At 67.1% G+C, this 24364-nt stretch carries 20 protein-coding genes; 4 read left to right on the forward strand and 16 right to left on the reverse strand.

Features of this window, described 5'->3' with window-relative positions; translation table 11 throughout:
* Window positions 1-77 precede the first annotated feature (77 nt).
* The 5 genes from rbfA to rimP all read right to left on the reverse strand — a co-directional run bounded on the left by rbfA (window position 78) and on the right by rimP (window position 6079).
* Entirely contained in the window at window positions 78-587 is a 510-nt protein-coding gene (gene rbfA / locus BWQ92_RS02905) for a 30S ribosome-binding factor RbfA (RefSeq protein ID WP_076798157.1), read from the reverse strand.
* 296 nt (window positions 588-883) lie between these two features.
* A complete protein-coding gene (gene infB / locus BWQ92_RS02910; RefSeq protein WP_076798158.1) occupies window positions 884-3751 on the reverse strand; it encodes a translation initiation factor IF-2 in 2868 nt (955 codons plus the stop codon).
* 152 nt (window positions 3752-3903) lie between these two features.
* Window positions 3904-4245: a YlxR family protein gene (locus tag BWQ92_RS02915; RefSeq protein WP_076798159.1), complete on the reverse strand. Its 342-nt coding sequence runs from the start codon at window positions 4243-4245 to the stop codon at window positions 3904-3906.
* A gap of 239 nt (window positions 4246-4484) precedes the next feature.
* On the reverse strand, window positions 4485-5462 hold the full coding sequence (nusA, locus tag BWQ92_RS02920; RefSeq protein ID WP_076798160.1) for a transcription termination factor NusA: 978 nt from the start codon (window positions 5460-5462) through the stop codon (window positions 4485-4487).
* Entirely contained in the window at window positions 5462-6079 is a 618-nt protein-coding gene (gene rimP / locus BWQ92_RS02925; protein ID WP_076798161.1) for a ribosome maturation factor RimP, read from the reverse strand. The genes nusA and rimP overlap by 1 nt, the downstream gene beginning before the upstream one ends.
* 105 nt (window positions 6080-6184) lie before the next feature.
* Between rimP and BWQ92_RS02930 the strand changes: the two genes are divergently transcribed.
* The 3 genes from BWQ92_RS02930 to BWQ92_RS02940 all read left to right on the forward strand — a co-directional run bounded on the left by BWQ92_RS02930 (window position 6185) and on the right by BWQ92_RS02940 (window position 9385).
* Entirely contained in the window at window positions 6185-7483 is a 1299-nt protein-coding gene (locus tag BWQ92_RS02930; RefSeq protein ID WP_083706203.1) for a DUF4439 domain-containing protein, read from the forward strand.
* 43 nt (window positions 7484-7526) lie between these two features.
* Window positions 7527-8270, forward strand: a complete 744-nt coding sequence (locus tag BWQ92_RS02935) for a VIT1/CCC1 transporter family protein (RefSeq protein ID WP_076798162.1) — start codon at window positions 7527-7529, stop codon at window positions 8268-8270.
* A gap of 74 nt (window positions 8271-8344) precedes the next feature.
* A complete protein-coding gene (locus BWQ92_RS02940; RefSeq protein ID WP_076798163.1) occupies window positions 8345-9385 on the forward strand; it encodes an aminoglycoside phosphotransferase family protein in 1041 nt (346 codons plus the stop codon).
* A gap of 4 nt (window positions 9386-9389) precedes the next feature.
* Here the strand turns inward: BWQ92_RS02940 and BWQ92_RS02945 are convergent, their stop codons facing one another.
* The 10 genes from BWQ92_RS02945 to dxr all read right to left on the reverse strand — a co-directional run bounded on the left by BWQ92_RS02945 (window position 9390) and on the right by dxr (window position 20081).
* Window positions 9390-10826 (reverse strand): pyridoxal phosphate-dependent decarboxylase family protein, encoded by a 1437-nt coding sequence (locus tag BWQ92_RS02945; protein ID WP_076798164.1) that lies wholly within the window; start codon window positions 10824-10826, stop codon window positions 9390-9392.
* Between the two features lie 60 nt (window positions 10827-10886).
* Window positions 10887-11681 (reverse strand): sulfite exporter TauE/SafE family protein, encoded by a 795-nt coding sequence (locus BWQ92_RS02950; protein ID WP_076798165.1) that lies wholly within the window; start codon window positions 11679-11681, stop codon window positions 10887-10889.
* A gap of 12 nt (window positions 11682-11693) precedes the next feature.
* Window positions 11694-13505 carry a proline--tRNA ligase gene (locus BWQ92_RS02955; RefSeq protein WP_076798166.1) on the reverse strand — a complete coding sequence of 604 codons (1812 nt, stop codon included), beginning with the start codon at window positions 13503-13505 and terminating at the stop codon, window positions 11694-11696.
* A gap of 322 nt (window positions 13506-13827) precedes the next feature.
* Window positions 13828-14715: a GNAT family N-acetyltransferase gene (locus BWQ92_RS02960; RefSeq protein WP_076798167.1), complete on the reverse strand. Its 888-nt coding sequence runs from the start codon at window positions 14713-14715 to the stop codon at window positions 13828-13830.
* Complete coding sequence (gene ispG, locus BWQ92_RS02965; protein ID WP_076798168.1) at window positions 14678-15844, reverse strand: flavodoxin-dependent (E)-4-hydroxy-3-methylbut-2-enyl-diphosphate synthase; 1167 nt, start codon at window positions 15842-15844, stop codon at window positions 14678-14680. Before ispG ends, BWQ92_RS02960 begins: the two co-directional genes overlap by 38 nt.
* Before the next feature lie 39 nt (window positions 15845-15883).
* A complete protein-coding gene (locus tag BWQ92_RS02970; RefSeq protein WP_076798169.1) occupies window positions 15884-16177 on the reverse strand; it encodes a YciI family protein in 294 nt (97 codons plus the stop codon).
* A gap of 25 nt (window positions 16178-16202) precedes the next feature.
* Window positions 16203-16727 (reverse strand): hypothetical protein, encoded by a 525-nt coding sequence (locus tag BWQ92_RS02975; RefSeq protein WP_076798170.1) that lies wholly within the window; start codon window positions 16725-16727, stop codon window positions 16203-16205.
* Complete coding sequence (locus tag BWQ92_RS02980) at window positions 16724-17455, reverse strand: MarR family transcriptional regulator (RefSeq protein WP_236783090.1); 732 nt, start codon at window positions 17453-17455, stop codon at window positions 16724-16726. The genes BWQ92_RS02975 and BWQ92_RS02980 overlap by 4 nt, the downstream gene beginning before the upstream one ends.
* Before the next feature lie 84 nt (window positions 17456-17539).
* Window positions 17540-18871 (reverse strand): M50 family metallopeptidase, encoded by a 1332-nt coding sequence (locus BWQ92_RS02985; protein WP_076798171.1) that lies wholly within the window; start codon window positions 18869-18871, stop codon window positions 17540-17542.
* A 19-nt stretch (window positions 18872-18890) separates the two neighbouring features.
* A complete protein-coding gene (dxr, locus tag BWQ92_RS02990) occupies window positions 18891-20081 on the reverse strand; it encodes a 1-deoxy-D-xylulose-5-phosphate reductoisomerase (protein WP_076798172.1) in 1191 nt (396 codons plus the stop codon).
* 134 nt (window positions 20082-20215) lie between these two features.
* Here dxr and BWQ92_RS02995 point away from each other — a divergent pair, with 134 nt between their 5' ends.
* Window positions 20216-21661, forward strand: a complete 1446-nt coding sequence (locus tag BWQ92_RS02995) for a lipase maturation factor family protein (protein ID WP_076803471.1) — start codon at window positions 20216-20218, stop codon at window positions 21659-21661.
* A gap of 64 nt (window positions 21662-21725) precedes the next feature.
* Here the strand turns inward: BWQ92_RS02995 and BWQ92_RS03000 are convergent, their stop codons facing one another.
* Window positions 21726-24290, reverse strand: a complete 2565-nt coding sequence (locus tag BWQ92_RS03000; RefSeq protein ID WP_076798173.1) for an ATP-dependent Clp protease ATP-binding subunit — start codon at window positions 24288-24290, stop codon at window positions 21726-21728.
* Window positions 24291-24364 lie beyond the last annotated feature (74 nt).

Raw genomic sequence — 24364 nt, forward strand, 5'->3', positions numbered from 1 at the left:
GCGGCAGGACCGTAAAGATCCTGCCGCGCCCTGGGCTCTGCCTGATGGCGCAGGTTCTGCCCTGCAGACCGGGAAGGCTAGTGGTTCCGGTCCTCATCGATTGAGTCGCCGTCCACCAGATCGAGGTCCTCTTCGTCGAAGTCGTCTTCGTCGATTTCCACGTCCGGCTGGACGTCGCTCTTGTACGGGTCGGCCTCGCCCGCATGCTTGGCGTTCCGTGCCAGTTCGGCCACCTCGGCGTCGCGCTGCTTCGCCGTGCGGAGCAGCTCCTCGAGGTTGGACGCATTCACGGGGATCTGGTCCGCCACGAACTCAAGCGTGGGGGTCAGCCGGGCAGTGATGTTCCGGCCAACTTCCTGCCGAAGCACGCCCTTGGCCTTCTCCAGCCCCTTGGCGGCATCAGCCTGCACGGCCTGGTCGCCGAACACGGTGTAGTACACGGTCGCATGCTGCAGGTCGTTGGTCACCCGGGCGTCGGTAACGGTAATCCCCTCAAGCCGGGGATCCTTCACCTTCCGGCCCAAAGCCTCAGCAACAACAACCTTAATCCGCTGCGCCATCTTGGCAGCGCGTGCCGGATCAGCCATTTTTACTCCTAGAAAAATTTGAGGGTACGACGGCGGCACAATAGCTGCGTCGACCGTAGCAGTTATCTGCCACGCACCTGAGGCGAGTCTACGACGCACCCGTTGGATTTTTTGCGGCGGCGTGGGAGGGCATCCAAGGTGGCAGCAGAGGGCCCCGATGCGGGCTTGCGAGCATTGGAAGGCTGACTCCGCTGCCGAAGCTGGGTGACCGACGTCGTTAGACGTAGGCCACCCAGCGAAGGGGCGGGGCCGCCGGGAAAACCCAACGGCCCCGCACTTCGGAACGCTAAACCGCCTTAGACGCGCGGCTTCTCGCGCATCTCGAAGGTCTCGATGATGTCGCCTTCAACGATGTCGTTGTACGAGCCAAGTCCGATACCGCACTCGAAGTCCGTGCGGACCTCGGTGACGTCGTCCTTGAAGCGCTTGAGCGTCTCCACCGTGAGGTTGTCGCCGATGAGCTTGCCGCCGCGGCTGATGCGGGCCTTCGTGTTGCGTCGGATGGTACCGGTGCGAACGATGGAGCCTGCAATGTTGCCGAACTTGGAGGAACGGAACACTTCGCGGACTTCGGCCGTGCCAAGCTGGACCTCTTCGTACTCCGGCTTGAGCATGCCCTTGAGGGCCAGCTCAATGTCATCGATTGCGGAGTAGATGACGGAGTAGAAGCGCATGTCCACGCCTTCGCGGTCTGCCAGTTCGGCAACCCGCTCGGCAGGCTTGACGTTGAAGCCGATGATGACGGCGCTGTCGACGGTCGCCAGGTTGACGTCGTTCTGCGTGATCGCACCAACACCGCGGTGGATAACGCGGAGCTGGACGCCTTCGCCGACATCGATCTTGAGCAGCGCGTCTTCGAGGGCTTCCACGGCACCGGACACGTCACCCTTGAGGATGAGGTTGAGGGTGTCGATCTTGCCTTCGGCGACGGCCTGGTCGAAGTCTTCCAGGCTGATGCGCTTGCGGCGCTTGGCGAGCTGGGCGTTGCGCTCAGCGGCTTCACGCTTCTCGGCGATCTGGCGGGCGGTACGCTCGTCGGCGGTCACCAGGAAGGTGTCACCGGCGCGCGGCACGTTGGACAGGCCGAGGACCTGGACCGGGCGGGACGGCAGTGCCACGTCGAGTGCTTCGCCGTCCTCGTCGAACATGGCGCGGACGCGGCCGTGGGCCGTACCCGCCACGATCGTGTCGCCGACAGCGAGGGTACCGGACTGCACCAGGACGGTGGCCACGGAACCGCGGCCCTTGTCCAGGTTCGCTTCGATGGCGATACCGCGGGCGGCCTTGTCCGGGTTGGCCCGCAGGTCAAGCGCGGCGTCAGCGGTCAGCAGGACAGCGTCGATCAGCTCGTCAATGTTCAGGTTCTGGCGGGCAGAGACCTCAACGAACATGGTGTCGCCACCGTATTCTTCGGGAACCAGGCCGTACTCGGTGAGCTGGCCCTTGACCTTGTCCGGGTTCGCGCCTTCCTTGTCGATCTTGTTCACGGCCACGACGATCGGCACGTTGGCCGCCTGGGCGTGGTTGAGGGCTTCAACGGTCTGGGGCATCACGCCGTCGTCCGCTGCCACAACCAGGATGGCGATGTCCGTGACCTTCGCACCACGGGCACGCATGGCGGTGAACGCCTCGTGACCCGGGGTATCGATGAAGGTGATGTCGCGCAGCGCACCCTCATGCTCGTGGCTGATCTGGTAGGCACCGATGTGCTGCGTGATGCCGCCGTGCTCGCCGGCAACGACGTCAGAGTTACGGATGGCATCCAGCAGGCGCGTCTTACCGTGGTCAACGTGGCCCATGACGGTGACTACCGGAGGACGTGCCTCAAGCTCTTCGTCACCTTCGGCCTCGAGTTCGGCTTCGACGTCAATATCGAACGTGCTGAGCAGCTCGCGCTCCTCATCCTCCGGCGAAACAACCTGCAGCTTGTAGCCGAGTTCCTCGCCGAGGAGTGCAAAGGTGTCCTCGTCCAGCGACTGGGTTGCCGTTGCCATTTCACCGAGGTGGAAGAGCACGGTAACCAGCGCGGCGGGGTTCGCCTCGATCTTGTCAGCAAAGTCCGTGATGGACGAGCCACGGCGAAGCCGGATAACAGTGTTGCCGTCGCCGCGGGGTACGCTCACGCCACCCAGCGACGGTGCGCTCATCTGCTCAAGTTCCTGGCGCTTTGCGCGCTTCGACTTGCGCTGCTTGCCGCGGCCAGCGCCGCCCTTGCCGAACGCACCCTGGGTTCCACCGCGACCGCGGCCACCCTTGCCGAAGCCACCGCCGGCCGGAGCACCGCCGCCGCCACCGGGACCGCCGGTTCCGGGAGCGCCGGGACGGCCGGGGCCGCGTCCGCCGCCACCGGGACGGCCGGCACCTGCAGGTGCTGGACGCTCGGTGCGGTTAGGCATCATGCCAGGCGTGGGCCGGTTTCCGCCGGCGCCCGGACGGGGACCGCCGGGGCGGGGTCCGCCTGCACCGGCTGCCGGACGCGGACCGGGCGTAGCGCCCGGACGCGGAGCACCGGGGCGGGGTCCGCCTGCACCGGCTGCCGGACGCGGACCGCCGGGACGGTCGGCGTCAGTGCGGCCGCCGCCGGGACGGGGCATGCCCTGGGACGTGGCAAACGGGTTGTTGCCCGGGCGCGGCGGACGTTCGCCGTCTCCTCCGCGGCCGCGGGGCATGCCCTGGGACGTAGCGAAGGGGTTGTTGCCGGGGCGGGGGCCACCGGGACGCGGAGCGCCGCCCGGACGTGCGGGGGTCTCAGCCTTGGGCGCGGGACGGGCTCCCGGCTTGGCACCGGTGGAGGGTGCAGCAGGCGTTCCGGCAGCGGGAGCTGCCGGGGCGGCGGGAGCTGCAGGCGCCTCCGCCTTGGGGGCGGGTGCCGGAGCGGGCGCCGGGGCCGGAGCGGGTGCCGCAGCCTTGGGTGCAGCAGGACCGGGAGCCGGCGCGGGACGGGATTCGGCCGGCTTGGCCGGGGACTTGGGTGCAGCTACGGGCGCTTCGGACTTCGAAGCGGCGGCAGCCGGGAATGCGTTGCGGAGTTTCCGCACCACGGGGGCCTCAATGGTGGATGAGGCGGAGCGAACAAATTCGCCCAGTTCCTGCAGCTTGGTTACTGCATCTTTGGAAGTGATACCGAGCTCTTTCGCGAGCTCGTGTACGCGGACCTTGGCCACATTTCTCCTGTCTCGGTCCGCACCGAGCCAGGCACGAACCGTCTACTTCTTACTGCGGGCCCCCGCTGCTGTTACAGCTGAAAGGCCCATTGCAGAGCGCAACAAAGTTGTCATCGTTACGCACTCATCGCTGGGAACTCATCGGGTTTCCATCAGATTTCTGACCCGCTTTCAGGTTGGACGGTTGGTACTGCAGACGCCGGGACATCCGCAGCGTGCGCTCCTGCCGTTATCCGGCGTTCGACGGCGGCGGTTCCGGTTGACCCGTTGAGGGCCCTTCCGAAGGCTCGCCGCTTGACCGCCAGGGCCAGGCACGCTTCGCTGGGGTGCAGCCATGCACCCCGGCCAGCCATCCGGCGTCGTTCATCCACTACGACGGCGGACGAACCGCCGGCGTCGGAGACGAGCCGGAGTAACTCTGACCGCGGCCCCTTTTTCCGGCATCCGATGCAGGTACGCTGCGGCTGATTCCCGACATGTTGCACGTGTGCCACTTCCGAGTATCTTCCTGCCTGTACCTATCTGCCTGCCCGGCCGCCTGCCTCTGCCTTTCGGCAGGACCCGGCGCCCGAACACGCTGATGCCGGCCGCTAGGCGCGGCCAAGTTCTATTCTAGCCCCTCACGGGCCTTATACCCGAAACCGGAAACCGGAACTGCCCGCCACAGGAGCTGACAGTCCGGTCGGCATCAGGTGCTGTGCCGGATGGTTTTTCGGCCGTTCGGCCACGCCTCCTAGCCGCGGGGAGCGGCGGCGTCGGAGACGATATCGATGCGCCAGCCCGTCAGCTTGGCGGCAAGCCGGGCGTTCTGGCCTTCCTTGCCGATGGCGAGTGAGAGCTGGTAGTCCGGAACCACAACGCGGGCCGAACGGGTTGCCTCGTCGGTGATCGTGACGGAATTCACGCGCGACGGCGACAATGCGCTGGCGATGAACGTTGCCGGATCCTCGCTGAAGTCAACGATGTCGATCTTCTCGTCGTTCAGTTCGGTCATGACCGCCCGCACGCGCGAGCCCATTTCGCCGATGCACGCGCCCTTGGCGTTGATGCCCGGGGTGTTCGCCTTGACCGCAATCTTGGTGCGGTGCCCGGCCTCGCGGGCCAGGGCGACAATCTCCACGGAGCGGTCGGCGATCTCGGGGACCTCCAGTTCGAAAAGCTTCCGAACCAGGCCCGGGTGCGAACGGGACAGGGTGATGGACGGGCCCTTGGTACCGCGGTGCACGTCGATCACGTACGCGCGGAGCCGGTTCCCGTGAATGTACTTCTCCCCCGGCACCTGTTCCGGCGGCGGAAGCAGGGCCTCCACGGTGCCGAGGTTGACCTGGATCATGTGCGGGTTGTTGCCCTGCTGGATCAAACCGGCAACAAGCTCACCCTCGCGCCCCTTGAACTCGCCCAGGACGTTGTCGTCCTCAACGTCGCGCAGCCGCTGCAGGATGATCTGGCGCGCGGTGCTGGCGGCGATGCGGCCAAACCCGGCCGGCGTGTGTTCGAACTCGCCGATCGGTGCGCCGTCGTCGTCAATCTCGGTGGCCCAGATGGTCACATGGCCGCTCTTGCGGTCCAGCTCCGCCCTGGCCTTCTCAAAGGCGCCCGGCGACTTGTGGTAGGCAACGAGCAGTGCCTGCTCGATTGTGGGGATGAGGAGATCCAGCGGGATTTCGCGCTCACGCTCCAGGAGTCTCAGCGCGCTCATATCAATATCCATCAGGCCTCCTCAGAAGGTCCATTGTGCTCAGTTTCCAGACCGGCCTCGTCGAGGCGGCTGAACTCAATTTCGACTTTTCCGCTGCGGATCTTGTCGAAAGGAAGTTTTACGGGGTCGCCCTGCCTGGGCTTCATACCCTTTTTCACGGCGATTTCGGGGACGATGGTCACGCCGGCGTCGTCGACGGAACTGATCCTGCCCGTGACATTCTCATCCTGGATCACGTTCACGGTGACCATGCGGCCACGGGCGCGGTGCCAGTGCCGGGGCTCGGTCAGCGGGCGCCCCACGCCGGGCGATGAGACCTCAAGGTCATAGGGCCGGCTGTCTGTTCCGGGGTCGTTGTCCAGGATGTCGGAAAGTTCCTTGGAGATGTCCGCAATGACGTCAAGGCTCACGCCGCCCGTTTCTTCCTGCGGCAGATCCACCACTACGTGGACTATCCGGTTGGAACCTGCAATCTGGATGGCAACATCCTCCAGGTAGAGGCGGTGGGACTGGACCGCGGGCTCCAGTAGCGACCGAAGGCGTTCAGCCTCGGGATTGTGGACAGCCGCGGCTTCAGCCTTTCCCGCGCCGGTCCGGTCTGATGAAGTCGTGGCTTCTGCATTACTCACGATGCCGGCCGCCTCCCGATAGATGATGTTGTGACTACTAGCGTAGCGATTTTCCGGGCGCCTTGGTGCACGGACTTCCTCCCGGCCGTGACAACATGGTCTGTTGTGAATGACGACAGCGGGCGAAAAAGAAGGCCGGGCAATTATCTCCGGTATGCCCTGCTGGCACTCGCCGCGTTCCTGGTGCTGAGTCTCGGTTTTGCGCTGATTCCGCGGGAATCACCGGCACCTGCAGCCCCATCGTTCTCCGAGCAGGCACGCACCGCTGCCCTCGCCGAAACCCTGGATTTGAGGGCTGCCAGCCAGCAGCTCGCGAACGGATCGTCCGGTGCCCGGCGCCAGCTGTTTTCGCACGCTGTGACTTTGCTGACTACGCAGGCAAGGGCGCTCCTTCTGCCGGGCGGCGACACCTCCAGCCCTGCGGTTGGGACAGGTTCGGCGCCCGGCGCCAGTTCAGCGGCCGGCGCGTCCGGAACCGCCGGCCCGTCCGCCGGGGCGCCCGGAACCGCCAGCGCGTCCGCCGGGGCAACATCGGCACCAGCGCCCTCGGGCACGGCAGCACTGCCGGCGCTGGTCACCGCGCTGTCCAAGAGCGGCAAGGAACGCCTCCTCCACGCCGAGAAGGCCGACGGCGGGATGGCCCGCCTGCTTACGGCGGTGGGGACCGCCCAACTGCTTCAGGCGACGACCCTGGCGCAGGCTGCGGGAACGCCGCCACCGGCGCTCCCGGCGCCGTCGGCGACACAGCGCAACGCCGCCACCGCCTGTTCGGTCACCAGCCCCTCTGGCAGCGGTGCCCGGTCGCAGGATGGCGCCCAATCAAGCAGCAGTGATCAATCAAACAACAGTGACCCATCAAGCAGCAGTGGCCAATCCAGTGGCAGTGACCAGTCCGGCCAAACAACCGGTCCCGCCGACACTGCCACGCTGGCTGCCGCCCTTGGCCGGGCAGTCCGGACAGAGGTGGAAACGGTCTATGGCTACCAGGTGGCACTGACCCGCCTGGAGGGGGCCGCTGCGGAACAGGCCGCCGGACTGTTGGCCAAGCACGAGGCCGTGGTGGGCCAGGCCGAGGCGTACACGCGCGTTCACTGCGTCTCCGTTCCTCCCCGCGAACCGGGCTACACCCTGGACACCTCGTTCCTGCAGAAGCCTGCCGCTGGCTTGGCCAGCCTGGAAGCCGGAACGCTCCCGGTCTACGGCGACCTTGTGGCCCTGAGCGACGGCGAGACGCGGAAGTGGGCCGTCTCCTCGCTGGTCGCAGCCGCCCAGCGGACCATGCGCTGGGGATCCGATCCCGGCCCCGTGCCCGGCATTGTGCTGGACACCTCGCTCCTGCCGGAGCTTCCGGAGCCGGCGGCACCCTCGGCGCACCCGACCGGAGACGGCACGGCAACGCCCTAGGTTCCACTGGCTGGCGGCTGCCTCCAAGTGGTTTGCTGGAGCCATGGAGTCAGCGGACAATCCGGCATTGCCCCCTGCGGGGCAGCACGCCAATGAGCCCCACAGCAATGACATCGTGCACCGCCTGAACTGGCTGCGTGCCGGTGTCCTCGGAGCCAACGACGGGATCGTCTCGGTCGCGGCAATTGTGGTGGGCGTAGCCGGTGCCACCAGCGAGCACGGCCCCATCCTCGCGGCCGGTGCAGCCGGCCTGGTGGGCGGTGCCGTCTCGATGGCCCTGGGCGAGTACGTCTCCGTCAGCAGCCAGAGCGACAGCCAGAAGGCGATGATCGAGAAGGAACGGCGGGAACTTGCCGAGGAACCGGAAGAGGAGCTGACGGAACTCGCTGCGATCTACCGGAGCAAGGGCCTCAGCGAGGAAACGGCCCGGAACGTGGCACGGGAACTCACCGAGCACGATGCCCTGGCTGCTCACCTTTCCGCCGAGCTCAATATTGACGAAGAGGACATCGTGAGCCCTTGGCATGCCGCCTTTGCGTCAGCCATCGCGTTCACACTGGGGGCCTTGCTGCCGATGCTCGCCATCATGCTGCCTCCCGAAAACATTCGCGTTGCGGTGACCTTTGGAGCGGTCCTGCTGGCCCTGGCCGTGACGGGTGCCGTCGGCGCGTGGATTGGCGGCGGCTCAAAAATCCGGGCAGCTGCACGGGTGGTGGTGGGAGGCGGCCTTGCCCTGGCCGCGACCTTCACCATCGGCAACCTGCTGGGCGCCACCGGCATCATGTAGGGGCGCCAGAGGACCTTTCTGGCAGGAGCTGTCCCCTACCGGCCTTCCGACGCCCCCTCTACTACGCTGGAGATGTGAGCCCGCCAGCAGACGTTCCTATTCCGCCGGACCTGATGCGCCGCTATTCCCGCAACAGTGCCGGCAGGGCCTGGCTGGCGTCGTTGCCGGACATGATCCGGGGCCGGCTGGACCAGTGGCAGCTCGAGCTTGACCTGGAACCGGGAACCCTTCCGTGGAGCGGGCACGGCGGTGTTGTGGTCCCGGTCCGCGCGGCAGGAGTGGCCGCTGCATTGAAGGTGGCTTTTCCGCACGACGAAGCGCTGGTGGAGCGCCATGCACTGGCGCTGTGGGACGGCCATGGTGCAGTGCAGCTGCTTGCCTCCGACGCCGGTACGTGCTCCATGCTCCTTGAGCGGCTGGATGCCGGCAGGTCGCTGCGGACCGAGCCGATGGACACTGCCCTTGAGGTGTGGGGCAGGCTGATGCGGGAGCTGAGCCTCGTGCCCGACGGCCGGCCGCAGTGGCAGGAATTTGTGCACGTGGCCGCCCGGGCGGAACAGTGGAGCGACGACCTGCCGGCCGAATGGGAACAGCTGGGCCGCCCGTTCCCCCGGTGGCTGCTGGAGGCCGCGCTCGAGGTCTGCCAGACGCGCGGTGCCGTGGGCCGCCGCTCCTCCGACGACGTCCTGGTCAACACTGATTTCCACTACCTCAACATCCTGGCCAGGCTTGACGAGAGGGGCAGTGCTGCAGCCACCGGCTTTGCCGCCATCGACCCGCAGCCGATGGTGGGCGAGGCGGAATTCGCCGTTGCACCCGTACTCTGGAACCGGATTCCGGACCTGCCCGCAAGAGATCCCGCCGCCGGCCTGCTCGCAAGGTGCCATGACTTCAGCGTCGCCGCTGGACTGGACCCTGAAGTGGCCCGCCAGTGGAGCCTGGCCCGCGAGGTGGACAACGCCCTGCACTACACCTCCAGGCCTGGCCACGGCGGAGACATGGCCCGCTCGCTGTGGGTGGCCAGCACGCTCGCGGGGCGGACACTGGACGGGCTTCCGGCCGCCCATGATCTGCCCGAACCGGGCGAGGACGCCCTGGATTCGGCCCCGACCTAGGCCGTCAGGACCTTTCGGAGCGGGCGGCTTCCAACGCAGTCCGGACCGCGTCCACAGCCGTGGCCAGGTCGCCGGCGTCGGTGCTCCAGTTGCTCACGGATATCCGCACCACGTCCCTGCCGTGCCAGCGGGAACCGGACATCCAGACCTTCCCGTCGGCGATAAGCCTGTCCGCTACCCGGCGCGTCATGGCATCGTCCCCGAAGGCGACCGTGATCTGGGTATAGCCGACGTCGTTGAGGACCTCCACCCCCTCGACGGCGGTGAGCTCCTCGGCGAGTTGGGCAGCAGACGCGGCGAGGCGGCGTATCTGTTCGGCCACGCCGTCCCTGCCGAGGGACTTCAGCGCGGCCCAGACCGGCACTCCCCTGGCCCTGCGGGAAAGCTCCGGGACCCGCTGGCTGGGATGTCCGGCGCCGTCAACGTCCTGAAGGAGGTAGCTGGCGTTCAGCCCCATGGCGCTGCGCAGGGCTTGGGCGTCCCGGACCGCGACGACGCCGCAGTCGTACGGGACGTTGAGGCTCTTGTGCGCGTCGGTGGCCCAGGAGTCCGCCCCTTCGACGCCCGCGGTCAGTCCGGCGAGCTCCGGGACGGCAGCGGCCCAGAGTCCGAAGGCCCCGTCCACGTGCACCCAGGCCCCATGTGCCTTGGACACGGCGATGGCTGCGCCGAAGGGATCGAAGGCTCCGGAGTGGAGGTTTCCGGCCTGCAGGCACACCAGCACGAGGGCGGGAGGAGAGCTCTGGCCGGATGCCGCAGCATGGTCCAGCGCGATCCGGTCCAGCGCACAGTCCAGCTCCGCTGCCTCGATGCGTCCCTGGCTGTCCGCCGGAACCACGGTGGGGCTGCCCATTCCGAGGTAGCGCAGCGCGACGTCCACCGTCTCGTGCCGCTCCTTCCCCACCAGGCAGTGGATCCGCGGCGCGCCAAAGAGTCCGTCGCGTTCCAGGTCCCATCCCGCGTTTTTCAACAGGCGCCAGCGCGCGGCTGCCAGCCCGGTGAAGTTGGCCATGGTGGCTCCGGTGACAAAGCCGACATCGGATTCCTCCGGCAGGCCAAGCAACTGCAGCAGCCAGTGGCCGGCGGCGTCCTCGATGGCAGCTATGGCGGGCGTCGCATAGCGGAGCACCGAGTTCTGGTCCCACGCGCTGACAAGCCAGTCGGCCGCCATGGCTGCAGGAAGCGTGCCGCCGATGACCCAGCCGAAGAAGCGCCCGGACGGCATCGCCATGAGGCCCGGTTCGGCGTGGCGGGCCAGGTAGTCCACCACGGCGGCCGGGGCCATCCCTGACTGCGGCAGCGCGCCGTCGAACGCTGCGGCGAGTTCCCGGGCTGCCTGCTGCGGACCTACCCGGCGGGTGGACTGGCTTTCCAGCCAGAGCGTCGCGTGCCGGACGGCTGCAGCCAGGGCCTCCCTGTACGGTTCTGCACCGGCGGACATAGGTGCATGCTACGCCCTCCCCCGGTCGACCGCGAGGAGCTGCTCAGGCGAGGGGCCGGCTCAGGCGAAGTTCTCCTGCCAGACGTCAAAGGCGAGCTTGACGATCAGGGCGAAAACCACCACCAGGAAGACCACGCGCACGAATTTGCTCCCCTGTTTTACAGCGGTGCGTGCGCCGAGGTAACCGCCGGCCATGTTCGCTGCGCCCAGCAGCAGGCCAACGCCCCACAGCAGCGAGCCGTGCGGAAGGAAGAAAATGAGGGCCCCGGCGTTCGTGGCCATGTTGACGATCTTCGCCTTGGCGCTGGCCTCGAGGAAGGCGTATCCCATCGCCGAAACCAATGCGATCACCAGGAACGAACCAGTGCCTGGCCCGATCAGGCCGTCGTAGAAACCGATGACGGCACCGATGGCACAGGCCACCACATAGTGGGTGCGTCCGTCGTGCCTGAGCTCGGTGAGGTGTCCGGCGTCGGGCTTGAGGGCCGTGAACAGCGCGACGGCCACCAGCGCCACCACAATGATCGGTTTGAACACCTCCGCCGGCAGCCGGGTGGCCAGCAGTGCACCGCCGAAGCTGCCCGCCAGCGCAATGGCTGCCATCGGCACGGCCGTCCTCAGATCCGGCCGGACGCGCCCGTAATAGGTCACGGCACTCGTGGTGGTGCCGAAGATGGAGCCCATCTTGTTAGTGGCCAGCGCCTGCACCGGGGTGATCCCCGGCACCAGCAGCAGCGCCGGCAGCTGCAGCAGGCCGCCACCGCCCACCACGGCATCCACCCAGCCGGCTGAGAAGCCAGCCACCACTATCAGGACGATAGTGGCGAGCTGGATTGACTCAAACCCCGAAACCACTGGGGGTGGGCGTCAGTTGCTGCGGACGGCGTTGACCACGTAGTCAACAGCCTTGTCCACGGCCACGTTTTCGGCCTCGCCGCTGCGGCGGTCTTTGATTTCGACGACGCCGTCCGCGAGTCCGCGGCCGACGGCCAGGATGGTGGGCACACCGACAAGCTCGGCGTCGCCGAACTTAACTCCAGGGGAAACCTTGGGCCGGTCATCGTAGATGACCTCGAGGCCTGCGCCTTCGAGCTCGAGGGCGAGCTGCTCGGCGGCCTCGAAGATCTCGTCACCGCGGCCGACCGCCACGACATGGACGTCCGCCGGAGCCACGGAGCGGGGCCAGACGAGGCCCTTGGCGTCGTGGTTGGATTCCGCCAGCGCGGCCACCGCGCGGGTGACACCCACGCCGTAGGAACCCATGGTGACCACAACCTGCTTGCCATTCTGGTCCAGGACCTTCAGTTCCAGCGCTTCGGCGTACTTGCGTCCCAGCTGGAAGATGTGGCCCATCTCGATGCCGCGGGCGATCTCGAGCGGTCCGGAGCCGTCCGGGGCTTCGTCACCGGCGCGCACTTCGGTGCACTCGATGACCCCGTCCCAGGTGAAGTCGCGTCCCGCCACAAGGTCATAGACATGCTTGCCAGCCATGTTGGCGCCGGTGATCCAGGCCGTGCCGCTGACGACGCGCGGATCCACCAGGTACAGGAGCTTGGCGGCGCCCTCCAGGCCAAGGAGCGGCTCGTCCAGGGACATGCCCGGGCCAAGGTAGCCGCGAACGATGAGCGGGTTGCGGGCCAGATCCTCCTCACCGGCGGCTTCCACGGCAATTTCGCCGGCGACCGGAAGGTAGGCGCCGATGTTGGCCTCGACGCGCTTGAGGTCCACACCCCGGTCGCCCGGCACACCGAGGACGACGATCTGGCGCTCACCGGTGGGCAGCGTAACGGCGAGAACCACGTTCTTGAGCGTGTCAGCGGCAGTCCAGGGGCCGCCGTCGGCCTCGCTGCGCGGCGCGAGCTCGTTGGATGCCGCCACGAGCGTGTCGATCGTGGGGGTGTTCGGGGTGTCGCGGATCACCGCGGCCGGGGCGTTGGTGAAGTCGATCTCGGCGGGGGCCACCGTGGTCACTGCTTCGACGTTGGCGGCATAGCCGCCGGCGGAGCGAACGAAAGTGTCCTCGCCGACCTCCGTGGGGTGCAGGAATTCCTCGCTCTTGGAGCCGCCCATGGCGCCGGCCGTGGCCGTGACGGGAATGACTTCCAGGCCCAGCCGTTCGAAGATCTTCAGGTAGGCCTCACGGTGGGCGGCGTAGGCGGCATCCAGCCCGGCGTCGTCGACGTCGAACGAGTACGAATCCTTCATGATGAATTCGCGGCCGCGGAGCAGGCCGGCGCGCGGGCGTGCCTCGTCGCGGTACTTGTTCTGGATCTGGTAGATGCTCAGCGGCAGGTCCTTGTACGAGGAGTACAGGTCCTTGACCAGCAGGGTGAACATTTCCTCGTGCGTCGGTGCCAGCAGGTAGTCACCGCCCTTGCGGTCCTGAAGCCGGAACAGCCCTTCGCCGTATTCGGTCCAGCGGTTGGTCGCCTCGTAGGGCTCCTTCGGGAGCAGCGCAGGAAAGTGGACTTCCTGGGCGCCGATGGCGGCCATCTCTTCGCGGATGATCTGTTCCACCTTGCGCAGCACGCTCAGCCCCAGCGGCAGCCAGGTGTAGATGCCCGGGGCCGCGCGGCGGATATATCCCGCGCGCACGAGCAGCCGGTGGCTGGCCACCTCGGCATCGGCGGGGTCTTCACGCAGGGTGCGCAGGAAAAGCTTGGAGAGTCGAAGAACCACGGGTAGGTGTCCGTTTCTTGGGGGAAGTGCTGATTGTCTGGGTACTAATCTACCGGCTGGGCAGCAGTACAGGTTCCGGGCCCTGTGGGAGCTGAACAGAAAAGCCACGCCCCGCAGGAGAAGCCCCTGGCCGTTGGCGGCTGGTCATCCCTGTGGTGGCGTGGCTCCACGGCCGGTCATGCCGCTAATTCTCGAAAGACCACCCGCGTCCGAAAACGCGATTAAATAGAACCTATGTGATAGCCGTCACCGAATTCAAATCCACTTTTGACCCGGGCCGGCCGTGCCCCGATGCCGCCGTACAGCACGCCGGCGGCATCGGCTAGAAGAGGACAGTAGCGAAGGTGCCCACCTGCCGGAAGCCAACACGTTCGTAGGTTGCCCGCGCCCGGGAGTTGTAGTCGTTGACGTACAGGCTGGTGACCGGCGCCAGTTTCTGGGCCAGCAGCACCACGGCCGCCATGTACCCGGCGCTGAGCCCGAGTCCCCGGTGGCTGGGATTCATCCATACGCCCTGCACCTGGGTGACCTCGGAGGTGACGGCGCCCAGTTCCGCCTTGAACACCACTTCGCCGTCCTTGAGGTGGACCAGGGAGTGGCCCTGGCGAATCAGTCCTGCCACGCGGCGGCTGTAAAAGTCGCGCCCGCCGAGGTACGGCGAATAGCCAACCTCTTCCTCGAACATTGCCGCACAGGCGGGAAGGATGGCATCGAAATCTGCGTACTGCCCGAATCCCAGCTCCCAGTTCGGTTCAACGGCCGGGGCACCGGTGATGGTCATAAGCGGCTGGTCGGGCCGGACCTCATGGGCAACGTGGCCCAGCTCCTCGAGGTGGCGGTGCAGGGCAAGAACCGTGCCGGCCGGTCCGAAGATCGAAGCGTACCGGCGCCCGGAGCGGTGGGCTACAGCAGCCACCGGGCCGGCCAGTTCCGGATCGAGCTGGATAGGGACCAGGTTGGCGCCTGCCCAGCAGGCGCCGACCAGCGCGTCGTCGTCGAAAACGCCGAGGACGCTGGCGCCGCCCGGGGTGGGCGCGGCAGAGTCCGTCGACTCCAGGTGCGCCAGGATGAACACGTTGGCAACAGGATCCGTCCCGGCCAGGTCGCGCAATTGGCGGGTGTCCGCAACACCCAGTACCCGGACGGCGGCACCGTCCGGGGCGGCGCCGTCCTTATGAGACGCTAACCACGGGGCTACCCTTGACAGCATCTTCGCCATCGGCCTCCCCCATCTCTTCCGCGATACGCATGGCCTCTTCGATCAGTGTCTCAACAATCTGGCTCTCGGGGACAGTCTTGATGACCTCGCCCTTCACAAATATCTGGCCCTTGCCGTTGCCGGAGGCGACGCCGAGGTCGGCCTCCCGCGCTTCGCCCGGACCGTTGACGACGCAGCCCATGACGGCCACGCGCAGCGGGATCTCCATGCCCTCGAGGCCGGCGGTGACCTGCTCGGCGAGGGTGTAGACATCCACCTGGGCACGGCCGCAGGACGGGCAGGAGACGATTTCCAGCTTGCGCGGGCGCAGGTTCAGCGACTGCAGGATCTGGTTGCCCACCTTGATTTCCTCGACGGGAGGAGCGGACAGGGACACGCGGATGGTGTCTCCGATGCCGCGCGAGAGCAGGGCACCGAAGGCCGTGGCCGACTTGATGGTTCCCTGGAAGGCCGGTCCGGCTTCGGTCACGCCCAGGTGCAGCGGCCAGTCACCCTTTTCGGCGAGCATTTCGTAGGCCGCCACCATGACCACCGGGTCATTGTGCTTGACGGAGATCTTGAAGTCGTGGAAGCCGTGTTCCTCGAACAGCGAGGCTTCCCAGACCGCAGATTCGACCAGGGCCTCCGGGGTGGCTTTGCCGTACTTCTTCAAGAGGCCCGGTTCCAGCGATCCGGCATTGACGCCGATGCGGATGGACGTGCCGTGGTCCTTTGCCGCCTGGGCGATTTCCTTGACCTGGTCGTCGAACTTGCGGATGTTGCCCGGGTTCACGCGCACCGCCGCGCAGCCGGCCTCGATGGCCGCGAAGACGTACTTCGGCTGGAAGTGGATGTCCGCGATGACCGGGATCTGCGACTTCCGGGCGATGATGGGAAGCGCCTCGGCGTCATCGGCCGAGGGGCAGGCCACTCGGACGATGTCGCAGCCGGAAGCGGTCAGCTCGGCAATCTGCTGCAGCGTGGCGTTGATGTCCGTGGTGGGCGTGGTGGTCATCGACTGCACGCTGATGGGGAAATCGGAACCGACGCCGACGGAGCCCACTTTGATCTGGCGTGTCTTGCGGCGCGGAGCAAGAACGGGCGGTGGTGCGGACGGCATTCCCAGGCTGACCGAGGTCACATGGACTCCTTGAAATCGAAAATCGTGGTGCGGGGCTGGCTAGGCGGCGTGCTCAGCCAGGAGGCCGGTCACAGGGACCCATTCGGTGGTTCGCGTGCCGGAAATGACGCCCGCAGCGGCGAAGGGGTCCTGCCGCAGGACCTCGTTGAGGGCAGCTTCGTCGGCTGCCTTGAAGATGAGCAGGGCGCCCGCGCCGTCGCCGTAAGGTCCGCTGGCAAGAAGCGTGCCATCCTGCGCCAGTCCTGCGGTCCATTCGCGGTGGGCGGGGCGGCTGGCCGCGCGCGTTTCGGAGGACTCGGCGTCGTATACGTACTCAACAGCAAAAACAGTCATAGAGATACCCTATCCCGCGGCCGGGCTACCCGAGGAGCACGACCTTCGTAAAGGCCGCAACTCCGGCCGCCCACAGCATGGAGGCCAGGGTGCCGATGATGAACCGCTCCGCAGCCACAGGCGTCTCCTTGAGTTCCGCGAACCGGCCCAGGCCCTTGATGGCCACCACATAGGCGATGGCCACGGGCTGTCCCGCCAGGATGGCAAGGCAGACTGCCAGCCGCTCGAGCACGCCGATGATGGCCCCGCCCCGGAGAATCCGTGTGACCGGCGCCTCGCCCCCGGATTCCGGTGCGGCAGCAGCGCCGGCTTCCACCGTAATGTCGCCATTCACGGTATTGCCCCTGTCGGCCGCGGCCGGCTTATCCTCCGCGACGGGGCGGTCCACCGTCACATCGGCCGAGGGGTCGTCGGCGGCGTCCCTTCCGGTGCCGGCGGCAGCGTCCGCCTTGTCGTCGATGGTGCGCGCCAGCCGGAAAACCAGGGCGGTGACAGGCCAGCCCACGAATCCGGCCGTCAGCAGGGCGGCTGCGATCCAGACAGCGTTCACGCTTCTCCTACGTTCTCGTCGCGGCCCTGATCCTGGTGATGGTTCCGGTTACCGGCGGGGTCCGGGTCTTCAGAGCCGGGGCTCTCCAGGGTGAGGCGGTGTGCGGTGGCCAGCAGCATTTCCACCGCGGGCCTTGCCGCCCATTCTTCCTGCCAGCCCGATCGGAGCACGGAGCGGCTCACCGACTGTTCGCTGATTCCCAGTTCCTGCGCAACCAGTTTCTGGAGCCCGTGGCGTCCGGTCCCCTGCCCGGTTGCTGCCCCGCTCTTCGCCCGGAGGGCATCCACCACGCGCCACTGGGCCTCGGTCCGGTCCTGCACCAGCCTGCCAACCAGCCGCAGCACTGCCTCCGCGTTGGCGCATGCCGCTGCGGACTCGCGCTCCCGGCTGCCCGCGATCACGGCCACAGGCACATGGCCCGCGGCTGACTTGGCCCGCTCCACCGCCCGGCGCGCAGCAACGAAGGCGGCCCCGGATCCTTCGCGGGGGCTGGCGTCCGGCGCCAAGGTTCCGGGCCCGACGCCGATTCCCACGTACCAGCGCCCGCTTCGCAGGGCGCGGAGGGCGATGTCGACGACCAAGGCAGGGTCCTGCAGGACCCCCTGCACCTCGTCGCCGACCGAGCGTTCAAAGCGAACATCGGGATACGCGCCGAGGTCCCCGAGGAATTCGGGTACGCGGTCCACGTCATTCGTGCTGTCCCGCTGGTCAATAGTCAGAACGTACATGCCGAAACCGTATCCGGCTTATATTTGCGAATCAATCATTTGAAGCTGATTTTTGTGAATCAGCCGATTTTGGCTAACGGCCCGTTAGCCGAAGAGATTAACCGGTTTGACGATATCCGCATAGATCAGCAGGGCACCCATGCCCATCAGCAGCGCGGCTACCACGTAGGTCACGGGCAGCAGCTTCGCGATATCAAATGCGCCCGGGTCGGGCTTGCCCAGCAGCTTGGCGACCCGCCGCCGCACCGCCTCGTAGAGTGCGCCGGCGACATGGCCGCCGTCGAGCGGGAGCAGCGGGATCAGGTTGAACACTGCCAGGGCAAAGTTCAGCCCGGCGAGGAGTCCCACCAAAGCGGCCAGCCGGGCCTGGGCCGGCACTTCCTCCATGGCGGCCACCTCGCCGGCGACGCGGCCGACGCCCACCACGCTGATGGGGCCGTTGGGGTCGCGGGGTTCTTCACTGAACGCCGCCTGGGCAACGCCGGCTACCCGGGCCGGCAGGTTAAGCACAACGCCCGCGACCTGCCTGATGTTCTCCCCTGCCATGGGCAGGACGGACGACGCCGGTTGGGGAACCAGGGCGGTCTGCGCACCGATGCCGAGGAAGCCGACGTCCTGGTACAGGAGCTGTCCGGCGTCGTCCCTTGCCTGCCGTCCGTCCGCACCGACGACCGGGCGTGCGGACAGGACCGGCGTGACGGTGCTGGTCACCGGCGAGCCGTCGCGCTCCACGGTGATGGACACTTCCTTGCCGGCGGAAGCGCGGATCCAGCCCGTCAGCTGCTCCCAGCTGGTCACGGTTTTTCCGTCAAAGGAGGTGATGACGTCATTGGGCTTGAGTTGGGCGGCAGCGGCCGGGGTGGGCTTGCAGTCTGCTGAATCCGGGTCGACGGTCTCCCCCGCCTTGACCTGGCACTTGGAAACGTCGGCGATGGTGGTGGTGGGCTCGGAGATCCCGAAGCCCATGAGCAGCACCGCCGTGAGAATGAGGCCAAGCAGCAGGTTCATCGCGGGCCCGCCGAGCATGATGATGATCTTCTTCCAGACCGGGAGCCGGTAGAACACGCGGTTCTCGTCGCCGGGACCCACGTCCTCATGGGCCAGGGAGCGGGCCTCGCTGGCCATGGTCTGGAACATCCCGGTGCTGGACGGGCGGACGGAACCGTCGTCCTTGTTGGGCGGGTACATGCCGATCATCGACACGTAGCCGCCCAGCGGCAGGGCCTTGAAGCCGTACTCGGTCTCACCCTTTTTGGTCGACCAGATGGTGGGGCCGAAGCCGATCATGTACTTGGTGACGCGCACCTTGAACAGCTTGGCGGGCAGCAGGTGGCCCACCTCGTGCAGCGCAATCGATGCTGCGATGCCGATGGCCACAAAGACGACACCAAGGATGAAGAGGATGACGGGACTCATGCTAAAGATCTGCTGCTTCCTAGAGACTGCTCACTGCTAAACGTTCGTGCGTGCGCGCACGTGCCCACTTCTCAGCATCAAGCACGGATCCGACCGTCAGCCCGGAGGAACCCGAATGTTCGCTGAGGACGGCGTCGATGGTGTCCACGATGTCCGTGAACCGGATCCGGCCCGCGTGGAAGGCCATGACGGCTTCCTCGTTGGCGGCGTTGAACACGGCGGGGTACGTGCTTCCCTGCCGGGCAGCGTCCTTGGCAAGCCGGACGGCGGGAAAGGCTTCGGCGTCGAGCGGCTCGAACGTCCAGCTGGTGGCCCGGCTCCAGTCGCAGGGCGCGGCGGCGTTGGGCACCCGGTCCGGCCAGCCCAGGCCCAGGGCTATCGGCAGGCGCATGTCCGGCGGCGAGGCCTGGGCGATGGTGGAACCGTCCACGAACTGGACCATGGAGTGGATCACGGACTGGGGATGGACCACCACGTCGATCCGGTCCAGGGGGATGTCGAACAGCAGGTGCGCCTCGATGACCTCCAGGCCCTTGTTCACCAGGCTGGCTGAATTGGTGGTAACCATCAGGCCCATGTCCCAGGTGGGATGGGCCAGGGCTTCCTCGGGGGTCACGGCGAAAAGCTCCTCGCGGGTGCGCCCGCGGAACGGCCCACCCGAGGCGGTCAGGATGAGCTTGTCCACCTCTGCGGCGGTCCCGGAGCGCAGGCACTGGGCGATGGCGGAATGCTCGGAGTCGACCGGGACGATCTGTCCCTCCGCGGCAGCGGCCTTGACCAGCGACCCGCCCACGATCAGGGATTCCTTGTTCGCGAGCGCCAGGGTGGCGCCGGACTCCAGCGCGGCGAGGGTTGGGGCCAGCCCGATCGAACCGGTGATGCCGTTGAGCACCACGTCCGCCTCCACGGCAGCGATCCTCGCCGAGGCGTCAGGGCCGGCGACGATCTCGGGCCGATACTGCCCGATCCCTGCCGCGCCGGCTGCATCATTGATCAGGTCCCGCAGGAGCCCGGGATCACCTTCGGCAATACCGACGGCGGCGGCCCGGGTGTGCACGGCTTGCCGGGCGAGCAGTTCGAGGTTGCCGCCTCCCGCGCTCAGTGCCACCACGTCGAAAAGGTGCGGGGCGCCGTCGACGACGTCAATCGCCTGGGTGCCGATGGAACCGGTGGATCCGAGGATGGCGATCCTGCGCGGCTGGCCTGTCATGGGTAGGTCGGGGCCCGAAGTCTGCATTGCTTAAGTATCCCGCACTGCTGGCGGCCGCCGGACGGCGGGAGCCGTTTCACACATGCGGCCGGCCGCACCTTGACGCGCTTGCCCGCCGGGGTAACGTGGTGCCCGTGGACTGGGCAGCGTGGTTCGATGCGCCGGACTATGAATTCGCCCGGCAGGTGCTGCAGCGCGGTGTGGCCGCACTCTACTTCGTCGCGTTCCTGTCCTCCCTTAACCAGTTTCCCGCCCTTCTCGGCGAGCGCGGCCTGCTTCCTGTTCCGGACTACCTGAAGGCCTTCACCCGGATGCGCAGGCCCACGCTGTTCCGCTGGCGCTACTCGGACCGGCTGTTCCGGACGGTTTGTGCGGTGGGCCTGGTCATTTCGGCTGTCCTGGTCCTGGGCATCCCGCAGCTGGGCCCGCCCTGGGTGCCGCTGATCGCGTTCCTGGCGCTGTGGCTGCTGTACATGTCGGTGGTCAACGTGGGGCAGACGTTCTACGGGTTCGGCTGGGAGATGCTGCTCCTGGAGGCGGGCTTCACGGTGGCCTTCCTAGGGTCAGACCAGACCGATCCGCCCCGGACCGTCCTGATCCTGGTGGCCTGGCTGGTGTTCCGGCTGGAATTCGGCGCCGGCATGATCAAGATCCGCGGCGGCCGGGAATGGCGCGACCTCACCGCCCTGTACTACCACCACGAAACCCAGCCGATGCCGGGCCCCCTCAGCCGGCAGGCGCATCTGCTGCCCAAGCCCTTCCACCGGCTGGAGGTGGTGGGCAACCACTTCGCCCAGCTGGTAGTTCCGTTCTTCCTCTTCGCGCCGCAGCCGCTGGGCAGCATCGCGGCAGGCATCATCATCTTCACCCAGCTGTGGCTGGTGGCCAGCGGCAATTTCGCCTGGCTGAACTGGATTGCGATTGTGCTGGCCTTCGCCGGAGTCAGCGATCCCGTGGCGCACGCCGTGCTCCCGTTCATTCCGCTCGAGTGGCACACCACCGGGGAGACTCCGCTGTGGTGGCTCGTCATCACGCTGGCCGCGTCCCTGCTCCTGGTGGTCCTCAGCTACTGGCCCATCAAGAACCTGTTCTCCCAGTACCAGCTGATGAACGCCAGCTTCAACCGCTGGCAGCTGGTGAACACCTACGGCGCGTTCGGCACGGTGACGAAGCAGCGCATCGAGGTGGCAGTGGAGGGCACGCTGGACGATGAGCCGGACGAGGCGGCCGACTGGCGCGAGTACGGGTTCAAGGGGAAGCCGGGCGACGTGCGCAGGCTGCCCCGCCAGTGGGCCCCGTACCACCTGCGGCTGGACTGGCTCATGTGGTTCCTGCCCCTGCGCACGGTCCACGAGGAATGGTTCTACGCTTTCCTGGGCAAGCTGCTGGAGGCGGACGCAGCGATGCTGCGGCTGTTGCGCCACGACCCGTTCGACGGCGAGCGCCCCCGGTGGGTGCGCGCCCGCACGTACCTGTACCGTTTCGCCACCCGCGCGGAGTTCCGGGAGACCGGCCAGCGCTGGATCCGGACGCCGCTCTATGAGGCGATCCCGCCCATTTCCCTGCGTGCCGGCAGGTAGCAGGGAAGCGGCAGGCGGGGCGGGTGCGTCGCTCCGCACCCGCCCCGCCAGTTCCGTCTGATGTCTACGCAGCGAGGGGAAGCACCCGGCTGCCCGCGCTGACGCTGATCTCCGCGCCCTCGACGGAAACTGTGACGCTTCCGCCCGGCTGCATCTCGGACGCCACCAGCAGGTCGGCGATGCGGTCGTCCACCTCGCGCTGGATCACCCGCCGCATCGGACGCGCACCGTATTCCGGTTCGTAGCCCCGCGCGGCAATCCAGTCGACGGCCTCCCCGGCCACGGAAAAGCCGATCCCCTGCGCCTGCAGGCGGCCTTCCGTGCCGTCCAGCATGAGCCGGACGATCTGGCGCAGCTGCGCCTGGTCGAGCTTGCGGAACAGGACGATCTCGTCGAGGCGGTTGAGGAATTCCGGCCGCATCGATTCACGAAGCCGGGCCATCACGCGTCCGCGCAGAGCCCGGTCCGAACCGGCGTCCCCCTCACTGGCCTGGATGGCGAACCCCGCCGGGCCCGTCCTGCTGGCGAGGAACTCGGACCCCAGATTCGACGTCATGATGATCACGGTGTTCCGGAAGTCAACTGTCCGTCCCTGCCCGTCGGTCAAACGCCCATCATCCAGGACTTGGAGCAGGAGGTTGAACACATCCGGGTGGGCCTTCTCGATCTCGTCCAGCAGCACAATGGAGTACGGATTCCGCCGCACCCGCTCGGTCAACTGGCCGGCCTCGCCGTACCCGACGTATCCGGGAGGGGCACCGACCAGGCGACTGACGGTGTGCCGTTCGCCGAACTCGCTCATGTCGAAGCGCACCAGGGCGTTCTCATTGCCGAGGAGGGACCGGGCCAGCGCCTTGGCCAGTTCGGTTTTACCGACGCCGGTGGGCCCGAGGAACAGGAAGCTGCCGATCGGCCTGCCCTCCGCGCCCATTCCGGTGCGGTTGCGGCGGACAGACTTGGCAATGGCCGTCACTGCGTCGTCCTGCCCGACGACCCGCTCATGCAGTTCCTCTTCCAGCTTTGCCAGCCGCTCCCGGTCACCCTCGGTAATCCGGCTTGCCGGAATGCCGGTGGCCCGGGAAATAATCTCGGCAATGCCCGCTTCGTCGACAACCGCAGGGGCGGCAGCGGGCGCCGCTCCGGAGTCGATCTTCTCCTTCAGGGATACGATCTCGTCCCGCAGCCGGGACGCCTCCTCAAAGCGTTCGTCAGCGACGGAGGCATTCTTTAATTCCTCCAGGGCGGAGAGACGCTCACGCAGGGCATCCAGCTGACCCGTGCCGCGCTGCAGGCTGAGCCGTGCTCCCGCCTGGTCGATGAGGTCAATGGCCTTGTCCGGCAGGAAGCGGTCCGTGACGTAGCGTGCGGACAGTTCGACCGCGGCGCGGATGGCAGCGTCGGTGTATTGCACGCCGTGGTGTTCCTCGTACCGGTCCTTCAGCCCAGCCAGGATCTGGATGGCATCCTCGATGTGCGGTTCACTGACGTGGACGGGCTGGAACCGCCGTTCGAGGGCAGGGTCCTTTTCCACCTTGCGGTACTCGTTCAGCGTCGTGGCCCCCACGAGATGGAGTTCGCCGCGTGCCAGGCGGGGCTTCAGGATGTTGCCCGCATCCATGCCGCCCTCGCCTGCCCCGCCGGCACCCATCACGGTGTGCAGTTCGTCGATGAACAGGATGATGCTTCCCGCTTGGCCGCTGATCTCGTCCATCGCCTTGGTGAGACGCTCTTCAAAGTCGCCCCGGTACCGGGTCCCGGCGAGCATGGCAGGCAGGTCCAGTGCAATGACGCGCTTGTCACGAAGCTGCTCGGGAACCGCGCCCGCGGCAATTGCCTGCGCCAGCCCCTCAACAATGGCTGTCTTGCCCACGCCGGCCTCCCCGATCAGGACAGGGTTGTTCTTGGTCCGGCGGGCGAGGATCTCGATGGCCTGTTCGGTTTCCTCCGAGCGTCCGATCACCGGATCCAGTCCGCCTTCGCGGGCACGCGCAGTCAGGTCCGTGCCGTAGGTGTCAAGGGTGGGCGTCGCAGGAGCGGGCCCTGCGGCCTGTTGGGCGGCAGCCGGCGAATTGGGTCCGCTTGCGAATCCGCCGTCAGGTTCTGCCTCATTGGCCCCCGACTGGAAGGACTCGGGCGTCACGCCCGAGGCCATGAGGATCTGGCCTGTCGGCGCTTCCTGGTTGAGCACCAGGGCAACGAACAGGTGCTCGGGATCGATGTAGGTCGAGCCGAAGGCACGGGCAACCTGGTGGGCGTCAAGCAGGGCCCGCTGGGCCGACGGCGTCAGGGCCGGTGCTCCGTCCACTGCCGCACTCGACTTTTCGGGCAGCCGCTCTTCCGCCGCCTGGGCGACTGCGGCGGGATCGGCGCCGGCGCGCCGCAGGTACCCGGCGGCGGGTTCGGTCTGCACCATGACGCGAAGAATGTGCAACGCGTCGACGTCGCTGTGACCGTGGTCAGTGGCGAACCGGGCGGCGAGGGCCAGCACCTCGTGGGTGCGGCGGCTCAGCAGCCGGGTGAGATCCCGGGTACGTGCCGGCCTGGCACCCCGCTGGCCCTGAAGGTAACGGGCAAAGAACTCTTCAAACGAACCGTTGCCGGAAGCGGCAGGCCCGAAAAACGTAGGCATTCAACCTCCATAGAAACTTGAGTGTACTTGACTCAAGTCTTGGTCCTGGAGATTTATTCCCTAGCCGGCGGTGC

The organism is Arthrobacter sp. QXT-31 (genome assembly GCF_001969265.1).
Classification (GTDB): Bacteria; Actinomycetota; Actinomycetes; order Actinomycetales; family Micrococcaceae; genus Arthrobacter.

Excerpts from the sequence above, each read along its gene's own strand:
- rbfA (WP_076798157.1), bottom strand. The coding sequence starts at position 587 with ATGGCTGATCCGGCACGCGCTGCCAAGATGGCGCAGCGGATTAAGGTT.
- nusA (WP_076798160.1), bottom strand. The coding sequence starts at position 5,462 with ATGGATATTGATATGAGCGCGCTGAGACTCCTGGAGCGTGAGCGCGAA.
- BWQ92_RS02935 (WP_076798162.1), top strand. The coding sequence starts at position 7,527 with ATGGAGTCAGCGGACAATCCGGCATTGCCCCCTGCGGGGCAGCACGCC.
- BWQ92_RS02945 (WP_076798164.1), bottom strand. The coding sequence starts at position 10,826 with ATGTCCGCCGGTGCAGAACCGTACAGGGAGGCCCTGGCTGCAGCCGTC.
- BWQ92_RS02960 (WP_076798167.1), bottom strand. The coding sequence starts at position 14,715 with ATGCTGTCAAGGGTAGCCCCGTGGTTAGCGTCTCATAAGGACGGCGCC.
- BWQ92_RS02970 (WP_076798169.1), bottom strand. The coding sequence starts at position 16,177 with ATGACTGTTTTTGCTGTTGAGTACGTATACGACGCCGAGTCCTCCGAA.
- BWQ92_RS02980 (WP_236783090.1), bottom strand. The coding sequence starts at position 17,455 with ATGTACGTTCTGACTATTGACCAGCGGGACAGCACGAATGACGTGGAC.
- BWQ92_RS02985 (WP_076798171.1), bottom strand. The coding sequence starts at position 18,871 with ATGAGTCCCGTCATCCTCTTCATCCTTGGTGTCGTCTTTGTGGCCATC.
- dxr (WP_076798172.1), bottom strand. The coding sequence starts at position 20,081 with ATGACAGGCCAGCCGCGCAGGATCGCCATCCTCGGATCCACCGGTTCC.
- BWQ92_RS03000 (WP_076798173.1), bottom strand. The coding sequence starts at position 24,290 with ATGCCTACGTTTTTCGGGCCTGCCGCTTCCGGCAACGGTTCGTTTGAA.